The organism is Kibdelosporangium aridum (assembly GCF_900176515.1).
GTDB lineage: Bacteria > Actinomycetota > Actinomycetes > Mycobacteriales > Pseudonocardiaceae > Kibdelosporangium > Kibdelosporangium aridum.
Map to the genome: position 1 here is coordinate 62703 of NZ_FWXV01000018.1, position 20760 is coordinate 83462.

General features: G+C 66.5%; 18 protein-coding genes and 1 pseudogene. 10 read left to right on the forward strand and 9 right to left on the reverse strand.

The genetic code is table 11. The annotated features are described in order from the left end of the window. The first annotated feature begins 4 nt into the window (after window positions 1-4). Genes B9C43_RS51580 through B9C43_RS51595 form a run of 4 tightly spaced genes read left to right on the forward strand, consistent with a single transcriptional unit; the run spans window position 5 to window position 10563 of the window. On the forward strand, window positions 5-1117 hold the full coding sequence (locus B9C43_RS51580) for a Kelch repeat-containing protein (protein ID WP_084434573.1): 1113 nt from the start codon (window positions 5-7) through the stop codon (window positions 1115-1117). After that, the gene (locus tag B9C43_RS51585) at window positions 1114-4008 is read left to right on the forward strand and encodes a hypothetical protein (protein ID WP_084434574.1); all 2895 of its coding nucleotides are present in this window, start codon (window positions 1114-1116) and stop codon (window positions 4006-4008) included. The genes B9C43_RS51580 and B9C43_RS51585 overlap by 4 nt, the downstream gene beginning before the upstream one ends. After that, window positions 3989-8815, forward strand: a complete 4827-nt coding sequence (locus B9C43_RS51590) for a hypothetical protein (RefSeq protein ID WP_084434575.1) — start codon at window positions 3989-3991, stop codon at window positions 8813-8815. The genes B9C43_RS51585 and B9C43_RS51590 overlap by 20 nt, the downstream gene beginning before the upstream one ends. Further along, entirely contained in the window at window positions 8812-10563 is a 1752-nt protein-coding gene (locus tag B9C43_RS51595; RefSeq protein ID WP_084434576.1) for a hypothetical protein, read from the forward strand. The genes B9C43_RS51590 and B9C43_RS51595 overlap by 4 nt, the downstream gene beginning before the upstream one ends. A 128-nt stretch (window positions 10564-10691) precedes the next feature. Here B9C43_RS51595 and B9C43_RS51600 read toward each other — a convergent pair whose 3' ends face one another. The 8 genes and pseudogenes from B9C43_RS51600 to B9C43_RS51635 all read right to left on the reverse strand — a co-directional run bounded on the left by B9C43_RS51600 (window position 10692) and on the right by B9C43_RS51635 (window position 15511). After that, the gene (locus B9C43_RS51600; protein ID WP_084434577.1) at window positions 10692-10967 is read right to left on the reverse strand and encodes a hypothetical protein; all 276 of its coding nucleotides are present in this window, start codon (window positions 10965-10967) and stop codon (window positions 10692-10694) included. A 383-nt stretch (window positions 10968-11350) separates the two neighbouring features. Continuing rightward, window positions 11351-11614: a hypothetical protein gene (locus tag B9C43_RS51605; protein ID WP_084434578.1), complete on the reverse strand. Its 264-nt coding sequence runs from the start codon at window positions 11612-11614 to the stop codon at window positions 11351-11353. Further along, on the reverse strand, window positions 11589-11954 hold the full coding sequence (locus tag B9C43_RS51610) for a hypothetical protein (protein ID WP_084434579.1): 366 nt from the start codon (window positions 11952-11954) through the stop codon (window positions 11589-11591). Before B9C43_RS51610 ends, B9C43_RS51605 begins: the two co-directional genes overlap by 26 nt. After that, window positions 11951-12610: pseudogene (locus B9C43_RS51615) on the reverse strand (acyl-CoA desaturase); the annotation flags it as partial. The pseudogene B9C43_RS51615 and the gene B9C43_RS51610, both read right to left, overlap by 4 nt. 229 nt (window positions 12611-12839) lie before the next feature. After that, the gene (locus tag B9C43_RS51620) at window positions 12840-13064 is read right to left on the reverse strand and encodes a cold-shock protein (RefSeq protein ID WP_084434581.1); all 225 of its coding nucleotides are present in this window, start codon (window positions 13062-13064) and stop codon (window positions 12840-12842) included. 23 nt (window positions 13065-13087) lie between these two features. Beyond that, the gene (locus tag B9C43_RS51625) at window positions 13088-13288 is read right to left on the reverse strand and encodes a cold-shock protein (protein ID WP_084434582.1); all 201 of its coding nucleotides are present in this window, start codon (window positions 13286-13288) and stop codon (window positions 13088-13090) included. A gap of 329 nt (window positions 13289-13617) precedes the next feature. After that, window positions 13618-14094, reverse strand: coding sequence for a DUF5994 family protein (locus B9C43_RS51630; protein ID WP_084434583.1), 477 nt, complete (start codon window positions 14092-14094; stop codon window positions 13618-13620). Between the two features lie 289 nt (window positions 14095-14383). Next, window positions 14384-15511 carry an AI-2E family transporter gene (locus B9C43_RS51635; RefSeq protein WP_235039333.1) on the reverse strand — a complete coding sequence of 376 codons (1128 nt, stop codon included), beginning with the start codon at window positions 15509-15511 and terminating at the stop codon, window positions 14384-14386. A 492-nt stretch (window positions 15512-16003) separates the two neighbouring features. On the opposite strand from B9C43_RS51635, the gene B9C43_RS51640 reads away from it, so the two are divergent. From B9C43_RS51640 to B9C43_RS58010, 5 genes are all read left to right on the forward strand, one after another. Further along, complete coding sequence (locus B9C43_RS51640) at window positions 16004-16747, forward strand: GAF and ANTAR domain-containing protein (protein WP_084434585.1); 744 nt, start codon at window positions 16004-16006, stop codon at window positions 16745-16747. Between the two features lie 28 nt (window positions 16748-16775). After that, on the forward strand, window positions 16776-17534 hold the full coding sequence (locus tag B9C43_RS51645; protein ID WP_084434586.1) for a GAF and ANTAR domain-containing protein: 759 nt from the start codon (window positions 16776-16778) through the stop codon (window positions 17532-17534). Window positions 17535-17906: 372 nt separating this feature from the next. Then, entirely contained in the window at window positions 17907-18419 is a 513-nt protein-coding gene (locus B9C43_RS51650; protein ID WP_235039334.1) for a DUF5994 family protein, read from the forward strand. Further along, entirely contained in the window at window positions 18403-18588 is a 186-nt protein-coding gene (locus B9C43_RS56315; protein WP_143447207.1) for a hypothetical protein, read from the forward strand. Before B9C43_RS51650 ends, B9C43_RS56315 begins: the two co-directional genes overlap by 17 nt. Before the next feature lie 30 nt (window positions 18589-18618). Beyond that, window positions 18619-18765 carry a hypothetical protein gene (locus B9C43_RS58010; protein ID WP_200826091.1) on the forward strand — a complete coding sequence of 49 codons (147 nt, stop codon included), beginning with the start codon at window positions 18619-18621 and terminating at the stop codon, window positions 18763-18765. Window positions 18766-19014: 249 nt separating this feature from the next. On the opposite strand, the gene B9C43_RS51655 is transcribed toward B9C43_RS58010, so the two are convergent. Continuing rightward, window positions 19015-20064: an aldo/keto reductase gene (locus B9C43_RS51655; protein WP_084434588.1), complete on the reverse strand. Its 1050-nt coding sequence runs from the start codon at window positions 20062-20064 to the stop codon at window positions 19015-19017. A gap of 73 nt (window positions 20065-20137) precedes the next feature. Here B9C43_RS51655 and B9C43_RS51660 point away from each other — a divergent pair, with 73 nt between their 5' ends. Further along, window positions 20138-20680 (forward strand): TetR/AcrR family transcriptional regulator, encoded by a 543-nt coding sequence (locus B9C43_RS51660; RefSeq protein ID WP_084434589.1) that lies wholly within the window; start codon window positions 20138-20140, stop codon window positions 20678-20680. Window positions 20681-20760 lie beyond the last annotated feature (80 nt).

Here is a 20760-nt window from a genome sequence, read left to right on the forward strand (position 1 = left end):
CGCGATGAGCGACTACGTGGCCGCTGCGAGCTGGTACGGCCAGCACGACGCTGCGATCCTGCTCAAGGACGGGACGAAGGTGCTCGTCGCGGGCGGCGCTGACGGCTCGGGTGCGAGCGTGCAGCAGAGCGCGGTGTACGACTTCGCAATCGACAAGTGGTCCGAGCCGGCGTCGCTCGGTACGGCACGGCAGTTGCACGCCATGGCCTTGCTGCCGGACGGCAAAGTCCTGATCACCGGCGGGATCAGCGCGCCTGGGAGGCCCGCGCTGGACACGGCCGAGATCTTCGACCCGGAGAAGAACACCTGGACCGCGGTGGACAACAAGATGTCGACCGGCCGGTGGGGCCACAGCGCGGTAGCGCTGGACGGTGGCCAGATCCTGATCGCGGGCGGCAGCAGGATCCGGTCGACCGGCTCGGTCACGGCGCTGCGTTCAGCCGAACTGTTCAACCCGACGGACAAGACGTGGGCGCCGACGAAGAACGAGATGACCGACGCCCGCACCGGCCATGTCGCCGTCGCGTTGCAGGAAGGCAAGAAGGTTCTTGTCTGCGGCGGCACTTCGCCTGTCGGCACGGCCAATGACCCCGCGTTGGCGTTCTGCGAGGTTTACGACACCGCGGCGAAGACCTGGACGCCGACCGGCAGCATGCGCTACCCCCGCAGCGGTCACACAGCGACAGCGCTGTCCGCGACCACAGTTCTGGTCGCGGGCGGCCGCGCGCCGGGTGCCCCTGGCGACGGCAGCTACGACCCGTTCGCCCGCAGCACCGCCGAAGTGTTCGACCTGAACACGTCGAACGGAACCTGGCGGGACGTCGGCCCGATGCCGGCCGGTCGGGCACTGCATCGCGCGGTTTCGTTGGGGGCAGGGAAGGTTCTGCTCATCGGCGGGACCGATGACGTCTCCAACGAAGCCGGATTCCGCAGCGTGCTGCAGTACGAGAACGGCGCGTGGTCCAAGCCGGCCGGCTTGGCTGAGGGGCGTTGGGCTTTCGCCGCGGCGGCTTCCGGCGCGAAGGTGATCGTGGCGGGCGGGGTGGCTCGCACCGGGCTGGCCGCGGCGGATCAGAAGACCGAACTGACCAAGACGGCGGAACGGATCGGGTCGTGAGCGACGGCGCCTACTCCTTCCTGCCCTGGCTGCGGACCGGCCTGTCGACCAAGATCGGCGATCGGGACCCTGGTACGGACCTGCGCGCCAGCATCCTGGTGCAGCTGGAACTGATCGGCGAGACGGCAAGCCGTCCGGTCGACGAGCCCATCCAGCTCTACGGTCCCAGTGACGTGATCGGTGTCGATCCGCGTGCGATCTCGCGGACCGAACCGCGCCCGTTCATCAGCAACTTTGAGCCGAACTACGTGGCGCACATCGAGTTCTACGACGAGGACTTCCCGTGGCGCTACAGCCCGGCCCCGGCGGATGGTGACACCAAAAGGCTCCTGCCCTGGCTGGCGCTGATCGTGTTGTCCGAGACGGAGTTCGAGGACGGCACCCTGCCCGGCAGGCCGTTGCCGTACATCAAGGTCCGGCAACCCGGTGCGCTGCAACGGCCTTCGGAGCTCGGGGCGTGGGCACACGTGCACGTCAACGGCGAACTCGACCCGCGGCTGGCGGTCAACGACCGGCGTGACATGGGTACGTCGTTGGCCAACCTCAGCCGGGTTCTGCGTGAGTCGCCCGACCTGGCCTGCTCACGGATAGTCTGCCCACGGCATCTGTCGGCCAGCACCAAGTATCACGCGTTCCTGGTGCCTTCCTTCGAAACCGGGCGCCGGGCCGGGCTCGGCCTCAGGATCGAACCGGGCACGATCCCTGCGATGACACCGGCGTGGGGCGTCGACCAGACCGAACTGCCCGGCGAACTGCCGCTCTACCACCGCTGGGAGTTCACCACGAGCACCGCGGGCGACTTCGAGTACCTGGTCCGGCTGCTCAAGCCGATCGAGGCGGGGGAGCCGGTCGGCTGGCGGGACATGGACGCGCACGTCTCCGCCGGATTCGGCCTGCCGCCAGTCGAGACCACGACCGAGCCACACGGCGTGCTGAAGCTCGGCGGCGCACTGCGGCTGCCTGACCGCGTCGACCGGGAGGACCCTTGGGAGAACTGGGACACGTACCACAGCCAACAGTCGCAGTACCCCAACAGCAAGTGGCAGCAGGCGATGGCGGGCCTGATCAACCTGGCCGAGGCCTACCAGAACACGACGGCGGCCAAGGCGAACGACAAGCTCGCGGAGCAGATCCCGAAGCTCAAGGGCGAAATCGATCCGGTCATCACGCCGCCGCTGTACGGACGCTGGCACGCGCTCACCGCACAGCTTCTCAGGGATGACAAGGGCAACCCGGTGCCGCCGTCGGAACTCCGCGGCTGGCTGCACCGGCTCAACCTGGACCCACGGTTCCGGGTGGCCGCGAACTTCGGTACCGAGGTGGTGCGGAAGCGCCAGGAGGAGCTGATGGCCGCGGCGTGGAACCAGCTCGGTGACGTGAAGCTGGCCAACACCAAGATCCGCGCGGCCCAGCTTGCCCGTGAGGTCGGCAACACGCTGCACGGAAAGCACTTCCCGAAACCGCCCGCGCAGGGACTCGACGCGGACCCGCTGGTCTCGGCCAAGGCTTTGACACTCGCGGCGCCCGCACACGCTCGCGTGGTGGAGTGTAAACAGGAGACGGTCGGGTTCAAGGTCTCGCAGAGCAGGGTTGCCACGGCACCGGTGTCCCCGGCCATGCGGCGGATCATGCGGCCAGGTTCGCGGCTGATGAAGATGCTGAAGTTCCCCGAGAATCTCCCGCCGGACAAGCTCGTCGCCCGCATCGACGAGCGGGAGGTCAGCGCCGCGCCGCCGCGGCCGACTCCGGAAGGTCTTGTCACACTGGGCAAACTGAGCGGGCTGCACGCGGCTGCACCGGCTGACGACGGCAGGCCGAAACTCGGCGTCGGCACGACCACCGCGGACATGATGACCGGCCTGAACTCCGAGAAGACCGTGCTGGAGAACCTGTTCGGCGCGATGAACCTACCGGACAGGCTGCGTGCCGCGGCCGAGGACCTGACCGAGGTCATGGCCTATCCGGTGTTCGACATGCCGATGTACGAGGATCTGCTGAAGATGTCGACGGACACCTTGGTGCCCAACCTCGGCCTCCTCCCGGCGAACACGATCACGTTACTGGAGAACAACCGCACGTTCATCGAGTCCTATCTGGCCGGTCTCAATCACGAGATGGCGCGGGAACTGCTCTGGCGGGAGTTTCCGACCGACCAGCGCGGGACGCCGTTCCGCCAGTTCTGGGACCCGCGGGTGGCCGTGCCGTCGCCGTACGGACCGTACGACATCAGAGCGATGCACGAGTGGGACAAGGCGACCCCGTTGGGGGAGAACAGGAACCGGCCGACGGAGAAGAACGACCTCGTGCTGGTCATCCGCGGGGAGCTGCTGAAGAAGTATCCGACGGCGGCGGTCTACGCGCACAAGGCGGTCTGGCCGTTGAAGGACGGCGTGCCGGACAAAACCGGTGAGCGCACGCTGTCACCGGACCCGGCCGACGTGAAGCTGCCGATCTACGAGGCCAAGGTGGACCCGGACATCACCCTGCTCGGCTTCGACCTCGACGCGGACAAGGCCAGGGGCGGGAACGGCGACCTCGGCTGGTTCTTCGTGATCAAGGAACGTCCCGGCGATCCGCGGTTCGGCCTCGACGAGGCGCAGCCGGGCCCGGTGCGGCCGGTCGAGGTGTGGAACGACCTGACCTGGCAGCGGGTCGATCCGGACGGGCTGAGGTTCATCCAGTTCGACGAAGCTGTTCGGGTGACGCTCGACAAGTTCAACGAGGACGAGGACGACCAGGAGAAGCAAGAGCAGCGCAAGGACGACAACCACATCGAGGCATGGCAACACAGGATGAGTTCCGCCGACGTCGCCTACATCCTCTTCCAGGCACCGGTCCTGGTGGCCGTACACGCACAGGAGATGCTTCCGAATGCCCGACCTCAGCCTTGAGTTCCCGGTGCTGCTCGGCCCGGTCCGGGTCGAGACCCGCTACACCGCCACACACCTGCTGATCCGAGTGTTCCCCGACGACTGGTCGGTGAACAAGTTCGAGGAGAAACCGACGCAGGCCGAGGTCGGCGCGCTCGACGCGTACTGGACCGCGTTGTGGGCATCGGGTGGATCCCCGGCCGGTGAGCGGGCCGCGTGGGAGGAGCTCGTCGCGAGGGTTCCGGCTGGGCGCGCTGGTTGGCTGTTGCAGAACCGCCGGCCTGCCAACCCGGCAGACCGCCCCACTGCGGGCCGGGACATCACCGTGTTGGTCATTGTCAGTCCGCAACCCGTCGCGGCGCAGGACCGGCAGCCTTCGGTGACGTACTGGACCTCGGTCTGGCGAGCGCACGGCGACCGAGCCAAACTTCGCGACGCCGACATCACGTTGCGCGCGGCCGTCGGGCCGAGCCGGGCCGACGCGATCAGGGCGCTGCGTCCGTCTGGTGTGGACAGAGCGCCGGTGAGCCGCGGTGACGCGGTGGTGGTCGGTTTCCTCGTGTTGCCGCCGTTGCCGCCGAACGAGCTCGCGCCGCAGTCCTGGACCACTGCCGCGAAGGCGCAGCTGCTGCCGGACCGGTTCATCTTCACCGGGTACGTCGGCGACGTGCAGGTGTTCTCCGAGCCTGGCAACCCGGTGCGGCCTGACCTCGCGGTGAGTCCCGACCCGAGTGAGACCGAGGAGAACCAGCTCAAGATCAACGAGGACGACGGCAGCCTGCGGATGCCGCCGAAGCTGCTGTGGCTGACCAACTTCGGCGAGGCGGTCGAGGCCGGGATGGGCATCAAGATCCCGCTTGAGCCGCAGTTCGCCGAGAAGCTCGACCGGCTTGTCGTGCTGGGTCTGCGCGAACAGGCAGCACCGCAGGACTCCGCCAACGCACTCGGCAAGCTGCTGACCGACCAGCTGCGCAGCCCCGCCGGATTCAGCCTGTTGCCACAGGGAACGCCGACCAACAACACCGAACACGCTCCGGCGGGTCAGGATCCACAGGCGGAGGCTGAGGCTGGGCTGGCCACAGCGGCCGGGTTCACCGCGGCGGCCGAGGACTGGACCTCGAAGACCGACGGCGAGTGGTTCGCCGAACTGCTCGGTCTCGACCCGGCGGTGCTGGCAGGGGTGCCGAACGCCGAGGGCACCGACCGGCTTGAGGCGCGAGCGGCGCACACCGCGCTGTGGCCGTCGACGTGGGGTCACTACCTGCAGGACCTGCTGGCGGCCGAACACATCGCCGAGACCCGGAAGTTCTTCCTCGAGCACGTGTCCGGACGCGGCCCGCTACCAGCCGTCAAGATCGGCCGTCAACCGTACGGGATCCTTCCCACGACGGTGTTCTCACGACTCGACTGGCCCGACACCGCCTCGCATCGCAAGGCGCTGAACGCCTTGTTGCTCGAGGCCGCGCAGGACTGGAAAGACGCGCTTCAGCACGTCAAGTTCCTCGACGGGCCGACCACTGACGTGCACCAGAAGCTGCTGGACATCCTCGCACTGCATCCGGCTTCGACCGAGTACCACTTCCGCGACACGGAAAGCGCGCTGGAGTTTCAGGCAACCGACGCCCTCACCACGCTGGCCACTCCGGTCCGGGACCTGCTGGCACGTCTTGGCGGCACGGGCGATGTCCGTGAGCTGTTCGCCGATGTGTCCGAGCCCGCGCTCATGCCGGTCGTCGACGACCGCCCACTGTCCGAAGTGGATCCCATCAGGGTGTACACCGGTGACGACACCAACTATCTGCGGTGGCTGGCCGACTACGCGGGCACCAACTTGGAAAAGATCCGCAAGCAGGAAGGGTTCATCAACAACACCCCGCCCTCGGCGCTGCTGTACCTGTTGGCGCGACAGGCGGTCCTGTTGGGTGCGGCCACCCCGGACCTGGCTGAGCAGATCGACGCGCTCGAAATACTGGCGGACCTTCCCACCGCGCGGCTGGAACGGGTGTTCGCCGAACACATCGACGCCGCCACCTACCGGCTGGACGCGTGGCGGCTCGGCCTGGTCAACGAGCGGCTGGCGGAGTTGCGGTCGGGCAACACGCGTGGTCTTCACCTGGGTGCGTACGGCTGGCTGGAGAACATCTCCCGCAACCAGGACAAATTCAAGTCTGAGAAGGCTCCTGCGGACCTGACGGAGGTCTTCGGAACCGACTTCATCCCGCACTACGAGAAAAACGGCGGCTACATCCACGCGCCATCGCCTACTCATGCACGCACCGCTGCCGTGCTGCGAGCCGGTTACCTCGCCAACGGTTCCAAGGCCGACGCGAACATGTTCGCCGTGAACCTGAGCTCCGACCGGGTCCGTGTCGCACTGACCATCGTGGACGGGATGCGCCAGGGGCAGTCGCTCGGTGCGCTGCTGGGGTACCGGTTCGAGCGTGGTCTGCACGACCGGCAGATCGGCCTTGACAGGTTCATCGCCGGTCTGCGGACGAGGTTCCCCCTGCGCGCCAACAAGATCGATGAGACCAGCGCCGATCCGAGCCGGATCCAGCTGGTCGAGGCCCGCAACGTGATCAACGGACTCGACCTGGTGCGGCACGTGAACACCGTGGACGAGCAAGCGGGCGAGCCGCAGGAGTATCCGTTCGGCATCCCGGGCCTGCCGGATGCGGACCCGACGCAGAAGGAGCACATCCGCGCCGAGGTCGACGCGTTGCGTAACATCAACGACGCGCTGGCGGATCTGGCGGTGGCCGAGGGTGTCCACCAGGCGCTGCAGGGCAACGTCGAACGCGCCTCGGCGACGCTGGACGCCTACGCGAAGGAAGGCCTGCCGCCCGAACCGGCCGTTGTGGACACCCCGCGCAGCGGAACCACGCTCACGCACAGGCTGGGCATCCAGTTCACGCCCAACCTCGGCCCGGACGATGGCGCGCCGCTGCTCGGTCGCAACAACCCCCGGGCCAGGGCCGAACCGGCCGTCAACGCCTGGCTGGCGAAGGCGGTGCTGCCCAAACCGGAGAAGGTGGCGGCCTGGGTCACGTGGAAGGTTCCGGGCGACCCGAGGACGTACGACCGGGTAGTCACCCAGCAGGAGACCGGGCTGCAGGCGATCGATCTGCTGTGGGTGCTGCGCCCGACCGACGAAGCGGCGATGTCTGATTTGGACGACCGAATTCTCGGTGTGGTGATGGAGGACGAGCGGCCGCGCCCGGACGCCGAGGTGACCATCCACTACACCACGCGCGTCTCGAGAATGGTCACCTTCTTCGAGCTGTCACCGTTGATTGCCGCGTTGCGCACTCTGCTGACAACGTCACGTCCGTTGCGGCCGACCGATTTGGTTCCCGCCGCAGGTGGCGCGCCGGTCAGTCAGTCCGCAGACGATGCCGTCTCGCTGCCTCGGGCACGTCCGGCCGCCGTCCTTGAGTCGCTGAACGACTTGGTGACCGAGGTCGAGGAGTTCATCGCGGAGCCGCCCGACTCGGTCGACGAGGTCATGGCGACGTACGCGAAACTGACCGTGGCTGCCGGTGGATTCGGTCTGGTGCGCAGCAGTTGGGGCGAGCTGGCGTTGTGGCGGCACGGTGTGTATGCCGATGTTCTGGCCGCAGTCGCCGAGATCGCCGCGCGGATGCGTACCGCGCTCGAAGCCGCCGACAAGATCCTCGACTTCTACGACCACGACCTGCCATCGTCCACACCGGACGACGAGCGGTTCCGGATCCTGCTGCAGGCCGAGCGGTTGCTGACCACCAAGCCCGAGAAGCGGCCCGAGACTCCGTTCCGGATGCGGTTCAACCTGACCATCCTGCGAGGTGAGTTCGCCTCCCGGCTCGAGGATCTCGAAGGGCTGGCCAGCACGTCGGAGACCACGTTGAGCGGGTTGCTCGACGAGGTCGCGGAGCTGCTCCCGTTGGACGAGTACGACCCCACTGACTTGGATCTCAAGCCGTTCCAGGACCGGGTTACGGCTTATCGGCAGGAACTGCTGGCGCGAGCCGGCAGGCTGAAGGGCGAACTGGTCACTCGGCGAAAGAACTCGGAACCAGCGTTCGTGTCTTACGACAAGGCCGTCATCGGGCCGGACCGCGTCCGGGCCGCGACCGACGCGCTGAAAGCGTTGCTCGGCGAGGACGTGCTGGCGGTGCCGGAGTTCACGCCGTCGGCCACGGTGATGCAGCAGTGGCGCAAGGCCCGCAACGACAGTGACGATCTCCTGGAACACCTTGACGACCGGGACTTCCCTGTCGACGACTGGCTGCACGGGATGGCACGCGTGCGGGAAATGCCACGCCTGTGGGAGAAGACCGTCACGCTCGCCGACGCTCTGCTCGGCCTGGGCGGGCTGCTCGGTACCGGAATCCTTGGCTGGAAGGAACCCGCGCTGTCGCCGATCCAGCTGCCGTACGTCGAAGGCGATCATTGGCTGGGGATGGAGTTCGCGCCAAGAGACCCGGACGAACCAGACCCGCTCGGCCAGGACAGGTTGCTGTTCACCGCGCATTACGCGTCCGGGCTGAGCCGCGATTCGCAGTGCGGGCTCGTGTTCGACGAATGGACCGAGGTGATTCCGGCCGAGCGGGAGACCACCGGCATCGCGGTGCACATCGACCGGCCGGACTCCGAACCGCCGCAGGCCATGCTGTTGGTCGTGCCGCCGGTACGGGATCCCCGGGCGAACTGGACGCCAGGCGACCTGATCGCCGCGGTGACCGAGACGTTCGCGATGGCCAAGACCCGGGCCGTGGAACCGGACCATCTCGACGGGACGGCGTACGCGCACCTGCTCCCGGCGATCTCACTGGAAGGCCGCCCATGACCGAGATGTGGAGCCGGCTGGAGGGCCGGCCACGGACCGTCGACTTCGACCGCGCCCTGCGGGTGGAGATCCGCGATCCACTGTGGATGCTCGCCCGTCAGTGGCAGCTGGGCGAGTTCCACGGTTCGGACGCCGGTTCGCCGGTCACCGCGACCTACTCGGTCACGCCGGCCCGGCCGACCCGGTTGCGTCCCGGCGGCGGCCAGCCCGACGACCTGCCGACCGGCCTGCCGCTGGAGACCGTGGCGGAGCGACGATCGGTGCCGGTGGCGTTCGGCGACGAGGAGATCGCGTTCGACCTGCGTCTCGCGATAGGACGCAGGTGGCTGAAACTGCTCGACAAGCACAGCCTGCTCGGTCACGTTCTCGACTTCGGTGGCCAGTACATCAGGAAATACCCGATCGCACTGCCCAATCCCGACCAACCGGAAGACGTCTCGAAACTGGCGCATCCGCAAGTGTGGGCGACCATGCAGACGGTCGCCCAGCGGCGGATGGACGGTTATCAGTTCTACCTGCACCTCAAGGATGGCCGGGACGCCGACGAGGGCATCACGACCATTCCGTTGCTGCACCACCAGTTGCTGCTGGATCTCGGTGGCCGTCTGGTCGACTGGTTCGAGGCGTTGATCGTGCAGCCGGGCGGAAACTCCACCTGGGACCCGCGCCGCCTCGAGCACCAGTTCTCGATTGCCGCGTCAACTCCGACCGGTTCGGAGAAAGTCCTGACGGCGCAGGAGTACCCGGGCGGCTCGCTCGACTGGCACGCGTTCTCCGTCGACACGGGCCCTCGGCTGGGAGGGACCGCGCAGCCGGAGAAGACGTTGAGCCGTACTGTGTTCCCGGCGCCGGTCCGTTACTCCGGCATGCCGCTGCCGCGCTGGTGGGCGTTGGAGGACGGCCGCACGAACTTCGCCGCCGTACGTCCGGACAGCACTGACATGGCCCGGCTGGTGTTCCTGGAGTTCGCGCTGATCTTCGGCAACGACTGGTACCAACTGCCGTGCGACTTGCCAGTGGGGACAATCAATTCGATTCGTGGCATGACCGTCACCGACGTCTTCGAGCAGACGCAGTGGATCACCGCAGCGGGTTCCGGCCCCGACGAGAAGTGGCAACGCTGGTCAATGTTCACTTTGGACACAATCGGCACGGACGAGCTTCCCGCGGACACCGACCTGTTGTTGCCGCCGAGCGTGCCGAAAGTCGCCGAAGGCCCTGCGTTGGAAGAGGTCCTGCTGATCCGCGACGAGAACGCCAACCTCGTGTGGGGAATCGAGCAGACAATCCGGACACCCACCGGTGAACCTCGCCGGGGCAGCGAGGCTGCCGCCGAGGTGGTGGCGTTCCGCCAGAACAATCTCACGCGACCGGCTGCGGACCCCGACCCACCCCGAGCGCCGATTTCCTACGTGGCCATGAACAGCATCCCGGAGAACTGGATCCCGTTCATTCCGGTGCACGTGGACGAGGACAAACGAGAGATCCAGCTGCAACGCGCCGCAATGCCCAGCATCGTGGACGGTGAGCCCGTCCGCCCCCGGACAACCCTGCTGCGTGAAGGCTTCGACAACGGCAAGCAGTACTTCATCAACGAGGAGGAAATCCCCCAAGCAGGCACGAGACTCTCCGTGGCCTACAACCGGACCCGCTGGCGCGACGGCCGTGTGGTCGTCTGGCTCAGCGCCCACCGGGGCGAGGGGCGAGGCCAAGGTTCCAGCGGCCTGGCCTTCGACACGATCAGGTGAGTCCTACATGAGTGTGGGCGGGCCAGGTGTCATCGCGGCGCGTCGACGGCGGCGCAGGACTCCATCCGATGGCCCCGGCGCTCGATCGCCGGGGCCGCTTGTTCGTCGCACACGCGCGCGTGCCGGTGCTACTGGCCGTTGTCGTATTCGAAGTAGTAGCCGGTAGACGCGAAGTACTTACACGGAATCGTAATTTTGTAGTAGCGCCGGTACTCGCCCTGAACGGTGAGGCACTCAGCCTCGCTGTACGGCCCCTTCCACTTCAGGGCCTGCACGCCCGCGCTTCCTTCGGCAGCCGCTGGCGCGGCAATGGCCGCCGGCGTTCCCGCCAGTGTCAGGATCGCTCCGGTAACGGCGGCGGTCGTCGCGAAGGCGGCCAACCCCGTCCGAATCTTGCGATGCATGTTTCTCCCCACTGCTAGGAGCCGACTCGCTCGACCCGCTTCGTGGCTCAAGCTAGCCGCCGGGGGAAATTGCCGACCACGTCGACCAGAAGGTTTCAAGCATGGTTGAAACCTTGCGGCAAAAGCATGCGCGTCTCCACTATGAACTGCGGTATGGCTTCTACTCCGCGTTCAGCGGACGGTGAGACCAGTCCCCATGGTGCGGTCGGCCAGCCCGAGCCGGGCCATCGCCTGAGCAGCCCAGCGGTGGAGGGTGATCGCGCGCCTAGGCTCCCGATGACAGATCTGGAACGGCGTTGACCCTGATCGAACTCCTGCGGCACACCGAGCCGCTGTGCTTGCCAGCTCAGCGGCCCGGCGCCTGGCTGCGTTGTGCCGGGTGCTCACTCCGTACGTCGGGCCGGGATCACCAGCATGATCGACATGACCACGAGCAGACTCAGCAGCACGACGTTGAGCACCTGGTCCGGCGGCTCATACATGTGCAGCATCGTCAAGTGGTAGACGAAATGCAGGAAGTTGAACACCAGCAGGACGGCACCTGCCATCGGCTTCTTGACGTTGGCCAGCACCAACAAGCTCAGCAGGGTGAACGCCAGATAGGCGGCGCCGACGTCCGGGTCACCGTTTTGTTCCCTTGTGGACATCCAGCTCGGCGATGTGCTCGGCGAACGTGCGTGTCGCCTTGGTGAACGGGCCTTGCGGCAGCAGTGCGCCGCCGATCATCGCCTTGCCGGCCCGGCCGGGCAACTTGACCGGGAGCACGAGCTTGTGGGTGCCACGGGCCCGTGCGATCCGCTTCAATGTCGAGGACAAGGCCGCGACCAGCGCGGGGAACTCTGCTGCTGGGGTCGGTCGATCGCGGCCACCAGCCACCGTCGACATGCCCAGGGGCGGCGTTGTCCGGTTCATCTGCAACCGGGCCTCGCGGCGTGCTGGCTCCGTGGTCGGTTGGACGTCCGTGTCGAGGAGGCTGTCGGTCGTCACGATGTCCTCGCGGCTGTTTTGAGTCTGCGGGCCAGTCGTTCTGGTCTCGGCCAGCGGACTTTGGTGGCCCAGCCGAGTTTTTCGAAGATCCGGATCAGCCGGGCGGAGATGTCGATCTGTCCACGTTGGACGCCGTGGCGTGCGCAGGTGGGGTCGGCGTGGTGGGAGTTGTGCCAGGACTCGCCCATCGACAGCAGTGCCAGCGGCCAGAAGTTCGCTGATTTGTCCCGGGCGGTGAAGGGCCGGTCGCCGATCATGTGGCAGATGGAGTTCACCGACCAGGTGACGTGGTGCAGCACTGCGACCCGCACCAGGCCGGCCCAGAAGAACGCGGTCAGCGCACCCCACCAGCTCCAGGTGATCAGCCCACCGGCTACGGCGGGTGCGAGCAAGGACACGGCGGTCAGCGCGGGGAACCAGCGGTTGACGCGTTGGATATCCGGGTCGGCGAGCAGGTCGGGCGCGAAGCGGGTGGCGTTGGTCTGTTCGCGTTGGAACAGCCAGCCCATGTGGGCGTGCCAGAAGCCTTTGGCCAGTGCGCGGGCTGAGGTGCCGAATCGCCAGGGGGAGTGCGGATCACCCCCACGATCAGCGTAAGCGTGGTGGCGGCGGTGGTCGGCGACCCAACTGATGATCGGGCCCTGCTCGGCATAGGAGGCAAAGATCCCGCAGTGGCTGTAGGAGATGCCCCGCCGCATACAGAACTCCCGCACTAGTGGTTGAGCGCGGCGCAGGTTGGGCGCGGCATGCTGCAGAGCAGGGTGTTCGATCTGCACTTCTTTTAGGGCCGGCCAGTGCCCCCAACCGGGATGCGGTTGAGGACACCGGTTCTTGTGTCTCCGTCAGCGTGTCTGCTGGTAGGAGCACAGTGTGGGGCTGCGTGTGTTAGCAGACCGGGTGGACATCTGTAGCGCGCAGGCCCTGAGCGTGCGGTTCAAGGGTGAACCTCACCCGGTCGCCTCTGCCGATCGGGCGGAGGCTGTCGCTGGTGATCTGTGACTGGTGCACGAAGATCTCGGCGCCACCGTCGTCACGGGAGACGAAGCCCGCGCGGGAGATGAAACCGAAGCCTCGCTCCGCGTCGAACCACGTCACAATGCCATGTGCCATCAGGTTTTTCCGCTGCTGCCGGGTCAGACGGCGCGGACGCCGGTGGCCTGCGGGCCCTTGGGGCCCTGGTTGACCTCGAACTCGACGCGCTGGTTCTCCTCCAGGCTGCGGTAGCCGTGGCCGTCGATCTCCGAGTAGTGCACGAAGACGTCCGGGCCGTCTTCGCGGGAGAGGAAGCCGAAGCCCTTCTCCGAGTTGAACCATTTCACGGTTCCGTTTGTCATGCCTTTTTCCCTTACATCGAGCTGGATATGGGCGCCGCACTGCGCGGTTCCCCGGCCGGGGTTTCAGACGGCGACTTCTCCAGCTTGTCCTGCAAGGTAAAGAAAGAGGCGCCCGCAACAATGTTTCCGCGAGCGTGATGAAACACGAACACAAAACTCTACGACCACCCCGTACAACCCGGCTGGCATCCGATTCGTTCCCCAAACTGTGCCAAGGTGTTGCACGTCACCTGCTCGTCCGAAGCTGTGTCGCGATCCGGCACGTGGGCGGTGGCCTTACGAGCCGGGGGCATCCCGAACTGCGGTCCATTGCGTTCGCGGCGGATCCATTATGGACAGCTGCGCTGTCGATGCGAAACGCCGTTGCTGGCAAGGATATCCTCAGCGGTGGCGGTCGTGTCCGAACCGGACGCCGATCTCAGCACCGCGCGGGCCACACCACCGGGCGTGGCCGGCGGAACCACCAACACGCGGACTTGCTTCAGGTTCGGCCCTGCCAGTACCACGGTGTTCGGTTGCATGGTGCGCAGGGCTGCCAAGTGGACCGTCCAGCCCTCGACCGTCAGCGTGTTTTCAGCCGGGTCCCAGTCGTCGGGGTGGTAGCCGATATGACGGGCTGGCCCGACCCATGAGCTCAATGCCGCGACCAGCGCGGGGAATTCCGCTGCCGGATCGGTCGACCACGGCCACCAGCCCCCGTCGAGGGTCCCACGGGCCGCGGTACTCGGTTTGATCTTCAATCGCAGTTCGCGTCTTGTGCGCTGGAGGGGCGCGTCAGCGTCGGTAGTGAGCAGGTCCGAGATCATCTCGGCGCTCCCGCCTCTGGCCGGACTCGCCGACCGGGTTTCGTGGTGCTCCCAAAGTGGCGCCAGCTTGACTGCCGACGCTCGAAATACCCTCGGTACTGTTCAGTATACGCGAGACAGCGCATCCATCGGATTTACCTCCTCAATCAGTCACCTGGTGGCCTGGGACACGGCTGGCACCGTTTCGGCAGTGCCGCTTGAGACAGTTACGGCAGATCGGTCCCACTAGGCCGGGCGCAACCGTGTTGTCTCGTCAACGAGATCGGGCCGCGCTGATGCGCCTGGTCGGTCACGGCTCCACGTTGGACGGGTGAACGTCGGCGGGCTTGGTGGGTTCGTCTTTGCTGCCGTGCAGGGATCGGATGCCTGAGTTGAGTACGGCCAGCAAGGGAACGGCGAGCAGCGCCCCGGGGATGCCGGCCGCGACCAGTCCGATCGCGATGGCGAGTACCACGGCGAGTGGGTGGAGGTTGACGGCTCGCCCCAGCAGCAGAGGTTGCAGGACATGGGCTTCCAGTTGCTGGACGCCGATGACGATGCCCAGGAGTACCAGTGCCGGTATCGGTCCGTTGGCGACCAGGGCGATCAGCACTGCGATTCCGCCAGCCAGGATCCCGCCGATGATCGGGATGAACGCGCCGAGGAAGACCAATGTGGCCAAGGGGATCGCGAGCGGGACGCCGAGGATGACCATACCGATCCCGGCGCCGACCGCGTCCACTGTGGCCACTGCGATGGTGGCTCGTACGTAGCTGACCAGTGCGGTCAGGCTGCGGCGGCCGGCGACGTCCACCCGGGCGCGTATCCGGTCGGGGGCGGTGCGCAGCAGAAAGTTCCAGATGCCGCGGCCGTCGTAGATCAGGAAGATCAGCACGAACAGGATCAGCAGCATCTGGGCGAGGATCTCGCCGATGGTCGCGGCGGTGGTCAGTGCACCGGACGTGATGCCGGTTTGGGTGTTGGTCAGCGTGGTCACGAGGTTGTCGAAGAAGGTTCGCACCTGCTCGTCGCTCAGGTGCAGCGGGCCGGTGGTGAGCCAGTTGCCGATGGTGTCGATGCTGCGGGAGAGTTGGATTTGCAGCGCCGGCAGGCCGTTGATGAAGGTGATGATCACGAATGTGAGCAGTCCGCCGAGCACTGCCAGGCCGCCGATCAGGACAAGGACGGTGGCCAGCCAGCGGGGTACCTTGCGTTTGACCAGATATCCGACGGCCGGTGCCAGCAACGCGGCCAGCAGCAGGGCGATCGCGACCGGAACGACCACTGCCGCGAGGTAGCCGACGATGAGACCGATCACGGCCAGGGTGGCGGCGACCACCAGCAATCGCCAGCCCAGCGCGGCACTCACCTGCAAGGATCTCGGCACGGCCGGACGCTCGGAGCGGTCGCGCAGCGGGGTGGTTTCCGAAGTGTCCACTGTGGTACCTCTCGACCTCTCGTATGGCGGGGGCGCACACATGCCGCCAGGGTCTGGAGCGGTCCAACAGGATGCACACCGATACTAGACCTGATTCGCGCGCCGAGCTCATCACGAGTCGCGTAGTGCGCTACGCCGGCAGCCGGGACAATCCAGCGGCTACGGGCGGCGGAACCGTTGAGGCTACCGCTCCCTCCATAAAGGACAGGCAGCGGCCCGCTGCGAGTTCGGGTGCGATGAGCTGTGCGCACGGTCTTGGGGGGACCGCAGGAGGTGACGTCCGCGGCGGATTTCTGGCCGACGTCAGAGTCGCCAGAGCAGCGAAAACGTGGAGTGGAGAGTAGTGTATGGGGGTAAGTGCCCTGGACCTCGGCGTGATCTCAGTCGGCCGAAAGATTCCAACGAGCACCTCTCCTTGATTCCACCGCCTCGCTGGAATCCCACCGGAGCGTGGTCGCGGTTGCCCCACACTGCCCTGAGAGGACAGCACTCATGCGTAATCGCCGAGTCGCCGAGATCCTGTCGGCGATCGCGGACGACAACCGAGGCGACCACGTCACACTGCCCGCCAGGTTGTGTGCGGAATGCCTGTCGACGTTGCCGGTCAGCGGCGTCGGGGTGGCGTTGATGACCGCCGACGGACCCACCGGAGTGGTGCTGGCGGTGACCGACAGGCGAGCCCGCCAGGTGGAGGACCTGCAGTTCGCTCTCGGTGAAGGGCCCTGCGTCGAAGCGTCAGCCAGCGGACGCCCGGTCCTCGAACCGGACTTGGTGGCGGCCGGGCCGGCTCGGTGGCCGCAGTTCGGTGCGGCCGTGCTCGACGCCGGTGTGCACGCCATCTTCGCATTCCCGCTGTGGGCAGGCGCCGTCCACGTCGGGGTCCTGGACCTCTACCGCGACACCCCCGGGCACCTCACGATTCTCGAACTCGCCGACGCGGCGGCTTTCGCCGAAGCGGCCACCATCGTGGTGCTGCACCTGCAGGAGCGCGACGAGCACCAGGACGTGAACTCCGGGCTCGCACGGCCGATCGAGAGCCAAGCCGAAGTCCACCAAGCGACCGGGATGATCAGCATCCAACTGGATATCAACCTTGCCGAGGCACTGCTGCGGCTACGGGCGCACGCGTACGCTACGGGGCGGACAGTAGCCGCCGTCGCTGCCGATGTGGTCAGTCGCCGCGTGCGGTTTGACGACGGCGAGCCCGGCACTACGACGCAGCAGGAACAGCCATGACCCCCAACAAGACAACGGCGGTGGGCTGATGACGAGCCGGGAACAACTTCTCGCCGCCACATTCGTCGACCTGGCCGACACACTGGTGGCCGGCTTCGATGTCGTCGACTTCCTGCATACCCTGGCCACTCGCAGTGTGCAGCTGCTGGACGTCGACGCGGCCGGGATCATGCTGGCCGATCAGCACGGTGGCCTGCGCGTGATGGCCTCGTCCACCGAGGAAGCGCGCCTGCTGGAGCTCTACGAGCTGCAGAACGACGAAGGACCGTGCCTGGACTGCTACCGCTCGGGTGCTCCCGTGGTCCGGGATGATCTGTCCGCGATGTACTCAGTGTGGCCGAGCTTCACCGAGCAGCTGCGGCAGCTGGGGTTCCACTCCGCGCAGGCGCTGCCGATGCGACTGCGCGATGAGACGATCGGCGCACTGAACCTTTTCCGGATCCAGCCGGGCGGGCTGAGCGAGGCGGATCTGGGAATCGGCCAGGCCATGGCGGACGTTGCCACGGTCGGCCTGATCCAGGAACGCGCCATCGCGGCGAGCGAACAGCTCGCCACCCACCTGCAGGTCGCTCTCACCAGCCGTGTCCAGCTCGAACAAGCCAAAGGCGTTCTCGCCCAACGCACCGGTCTGCCGATGGACGAAACCTTCGAGGTGATGCGCGCTTACGCCCGCAGTCACAACCGGCGGCTGAGCGACGTCGCCACACAGATCATCGACGGATCGCTTCGCGATGACCAGCTCCGGAAGCGTCCGAGCACCAAACCCAGCTCGTCACGCCTGACGTGACAAGGTCGCATCTGCCACATGATCGGCGACCGGCCCTTCCCTCACCGAAAAACCGCTGTGAACTGACCGCTCACGGTCGACGAGGTGTACTGTCAGAGATGTCGGAAGCTTTCGTATGCGAGCGGTCAAGCTCGCATCGTTTTCGGCGACGCCCACGCCGCCGGGTTTCGAGGTCGGCGACGGGAGTCCGGCACGATGTCAGGACCGCACGCGCATCGCCAGACCCTTCGGCCACACTGGCCATTGAGCTACCTCGGCACGTGCCGAAGGTGCCCGGTCGGGTACGCCGATGGCGCGTGGTGGTCCTGATCGCGGGACCGGTCGTACGAAACAAATGTACCGACCGTTGAATCGGCCGGACGGGAGTTCGACATGAAACCTTATTGGGAGCGACGCGCACCCTCACCTGCATCGGACGGACGCGTGCCATTACGGCTGACGTTGAAGCCTCCGTCGGTTCCCACAGGGGTGATTGACGGTGGCTGGTGGCCCCGATCAATGGATCCGATGGCGGAGTTCCCCGCGATGATCGCGGGTGTGACTGACCGGTTGGGCCCGGTCAGCAGGGTGGATTACAACATGGACGCGTGGGGTGACGTGCCCCGGCGAATCGTCGTCGACGGTGAAATTGTTCGCCTTGAAGGCATCCGCTCGCTCGATCCGCGTACGGTGTTCGTGTCAGGGGACGGCTGGCAGCGGACGACCTTGCTGGTTGTCCCGCCTGACACCAGCGATAACGCCGCACAAGCCGCGCTGGTGAATGCCGCGAACCCCGCTGTTCGCGACGGAGCGGAACGAATTCTGCTCGCGGGCGACATCGGCTGCTCCGCTCCGGACGGCGCTGTTCCTGTTCCCCGTAGGACGTCTGGTGAAGCTCGAAGGTGAGCTACGGGCGTACTCGGCACCTCACGCGGTGGCCCGCTCTGCCCATTCCACAATAGACAATCCGTTGTGGAGCACGGTGACGGTACGGGACCGGATGCCGGTGGTGGCCGATCTGGTCGTTTTCGCTCCGTTGACGAGGTTGGGCGCCGGTGACGCCGGGTATGCCTGAGAGAAGGCATATCGGACAAAAGGAGAGACTATGGCCGGCCTGTTGAACCGGATCAAGGCCTTTTTGCGCGGCCCCAAAGGCCAGCAGATGACGAACAAGGCGCGCGAGATGGCGAAGGACCCGCGTAATCGTGAACGCGCCCGTCGGGCCGCCGAGAAGCTCCGTCGTAAGCGCTGACGTCGGCCTTTGGCCGTCCTGGAACCTGGATGGCACGGTGGGCGGATTTAGGGCACGCGGCATGCTGGGGCTGGAACCGGTTTGACGTGGCGGGTCTCTGTTTCCGTCCGCTCAGTGTCCTTTGTGGACCCAGTTGCGCCGGCCGGTGTCGTGTTGGAGGTCCGCCTGCAGCACGGTCAGCTTCGCGTCCTCGCGTGCCCCTCCGGCGCGGAGCATCGCCCGCACTTCTCACAAGGTCCAAGGGGGATTTCAGGCGTTCGCGTATCCCGGGATCCGGTCCCGGATGCGCTGCAGCTCGGCTTCGTCGGAGATGCCCTGGAAGTCGTGGCGAGGCGTGTACGGCCGCTCGAGGGCGGCGAGTTCCTCGACGGTGAGCTGGATGTCCGTCGACGCGACTGCGTCGTCGATCTGGGTGATCGTGTTGGCGCCGACGAGCGGGGCGGAGACGACCGGCTTGCTGTGCAGCCAGGCCAAAGCGACCTGCGCCCGGGTTACGCCGCGCTCGTCGGCGATCGTGCCGACGGCGTCGATGATCGCGTGGTCGCTGTCGGCGGTGAGCGGGGTGTAGAGCAGGTCCGCGTAGCCGCCATCCGTTTCGGACCGGGCCGTCGACTTCGCGGCGTCCCAAGGGCGGGCCAGCCGGCCGCGGGCGAGCGGGCTCCAGTTGACCGTGCCGACTCCCTCGTCGAGGCACAGCGGGATCATCTCGCGCTCTTCCTCGCGGGCGAGCAGGTTGTAGTGGTTCTGCATCGACACGAACCGGGCCCAGCCGTGCTGCTTTTGCAGGTGCAGGGCCTTGGCGAACTCCCAGGCGGGCATCGAGGACGCGCCGAGGTAGCGCACCTTGCCGGATTTGACCAGATCGTGCAGGGCTTCGAGGCTCTCCTCGAGCGGTGTGCTGTGGTCGTTGCGGTGAATTTGGTAGAGATCGATGTAGTCGATGCCCAGCCGTCGCAGGCTGTGCTCGACTTCGGTCATGATCGCCTTGCGGGACAGGCCTTTCCCGTTTGGTCCCAGCCGCATCGGATGACGCAGCTTGGTGGCGATGACGACGTCGTCCCGGTCCGCGAAGGTCTTGAGGGCGCGACCCAGGATCTCCTCGCTGGAGCCGTAGGAATACAGGTTGGCCGTGTCGAAGAAGTTGATGCCTGCCTCGATCGCGTGCTTGATGAGCGGGCGGCTTGCGTCTTCGTCCAGCGACCAGACCGGGTGGCCGCGGTGGGGATCGCCGTAGGTCATCGCACCGATGGCGATCGGCGAGATGTCGAGACCTGTTGTGCCGAGCTTGGTGTAGCGCATGGTGCTCCTCTAAAGTTCTGGAGAGGTCTCCACATACTGTAGTGGAGAGCTCTCCGGATAGCAAGGATGGCACATGGTTCGCTCGGACGCCCGGGAAAATCGGGCTCGTATCCTGCAGGTCGCTCGCGACGCCTTCGCCGAGGACGGTGGTGTCTCGATGAACCAGATCGCGCAACGTGCCGGCGTGGGGCCTGGCACTCTGTACCGCAACTTCCCGACCCGGGAGGCGCTCGTCCTGGCCGTCTATCAGCACGAAGTCGATCGGCTCGTGGGGTCGGTCACGGAATTGCTGGCCACGCTGCCTCCGCTGGATGCGCTCCGGGAGTGGACCACTGACCTGGTGGCCGCCATGCGGAAGAAGCACGGCCTTGGCGACGCGCTCAGCCCCAGTGCGCACCAAGCGATCGCCGAGCAGACCTACGGCCCGGTCATCGCCGCCATCACGGAGTTGCTCGACGCGGGCAAACGCGATGGCATCATCCGCGCCGACGCTGATCCCCGTGACTTCCTTCAGCTCACCGGCGCCCTCTGGCGGGCCACATTGGGGCCGGAAGACCGATCGCCGTCGATGCTCGCCCTCATCCTCGACGGACTGACCGCTCACCGACAGCGCTGAGTGGTCGAGGGGTGTGGCGCGGGTGGATCGGGGAGCATTGAGGCCTGCCAGCGCTGCGTCGCCGAACGCATCCTTTTCTC

Bases quoted from the DNA above. Each gene is read 5' to 3' on its own strand.
- B9C43_RS51580 (WP_084434573.1), top strand. From the start codon at position 5: ATGAGCGACTACGTGGCCGCTGCGAGCTGGTACGGCCAGCACGACGCT.
- B9C43_RS51590 (WP_084434575.1), top strand. From the start codon at position 3,989: ATGCCCGACCTCAGCCTTGAGTTCCCGGTGCTGCTCGGCCCGGTCCGG.
- B9C43_RS51595 (WP_084434576.1), top strand. From the start codon at position 8,812: ATGACCGAGATGTGGAGCCGGCTGGAGGGCCGGCCACGGACCGTCGAC.
- B9C43_RS51600 (WP_084434577.1), bottom strand. From the start codon at position 10,967: ATGCATCGCAAGATTCGGACGGGGTTGGCCGCCTTCGCGACGACCGCC.
- B9C43_RS51605 (WP_084434578.1), bottom strand. From the start codon at position 11,614: ATGTCCACAAGGGAACAAAACGGTGACCCGGACGTCGGCGCCGCCTAT.
- B9C43_RS51620 (WP_084434581.1), bottom strand. From the start codon at position 13,064: ATGGCACATGGCATTGTGACGTGGTTCGACGCGGAGCGAGGCTTCGGT.
- B9C43_RS51625 (WP_084434582.1), bottom strand. From the start codon at position 13,288: ATGACAAACGGAACCGTGAAATGGTTCAACTCGGAGAAGGGCTTCGGC.
- B9C43_RS51630 (WP_084434583.1), bottom strand. From the start codon at position 14,094: ATGATCTCGGACCTGCTCACTACCGACGCTGACGCGCCCCTCCAGCGC.
- B9C43_RS51640 (WP_084434585.1), top strand. From the start codon at position 16,004: ATGCGTAATCGCCGAGTCGCCGAGATCCTGTCGGCGATCGCGGACGAC.
- B9C43_RS51645 (WP_084434586.1), top strand. From the start codon at position 16,776: ATGACGAGCCGGGAACAACTTCTCGCCGCCACATTCGTCGACCTGGCC.
- B9C43_RS51650 (WP_235039334.1), top strand. From the start codon at position 17,907: ATGAAACCTTATTGGGAGCGACGCGCACCCTCACCTGCATCGGACGGA.
- B9C43_RS58010 (WP_200826091.1), top strand. From the start codon at position 18,619: ATGGCCGGCCTGTTGAACCGGATCAAGGCCTTTTTGCGCGGCCCCAAA.
- B9C43_RS51655 (WP_084434588.1), bottom strand. From the start codon at position 20,064: ATGCGCTACACCAAGCTCGGCACAACAGGTCTCGACATCTCGCCGATC.
- B9C43_RS51660 (WP_084434589.1), top strand. From the start codon at position 20,138: ATGGTTCGCTCGGACGCCCGGGAAAATCGGGCTCGTATCCTGCAGGTC.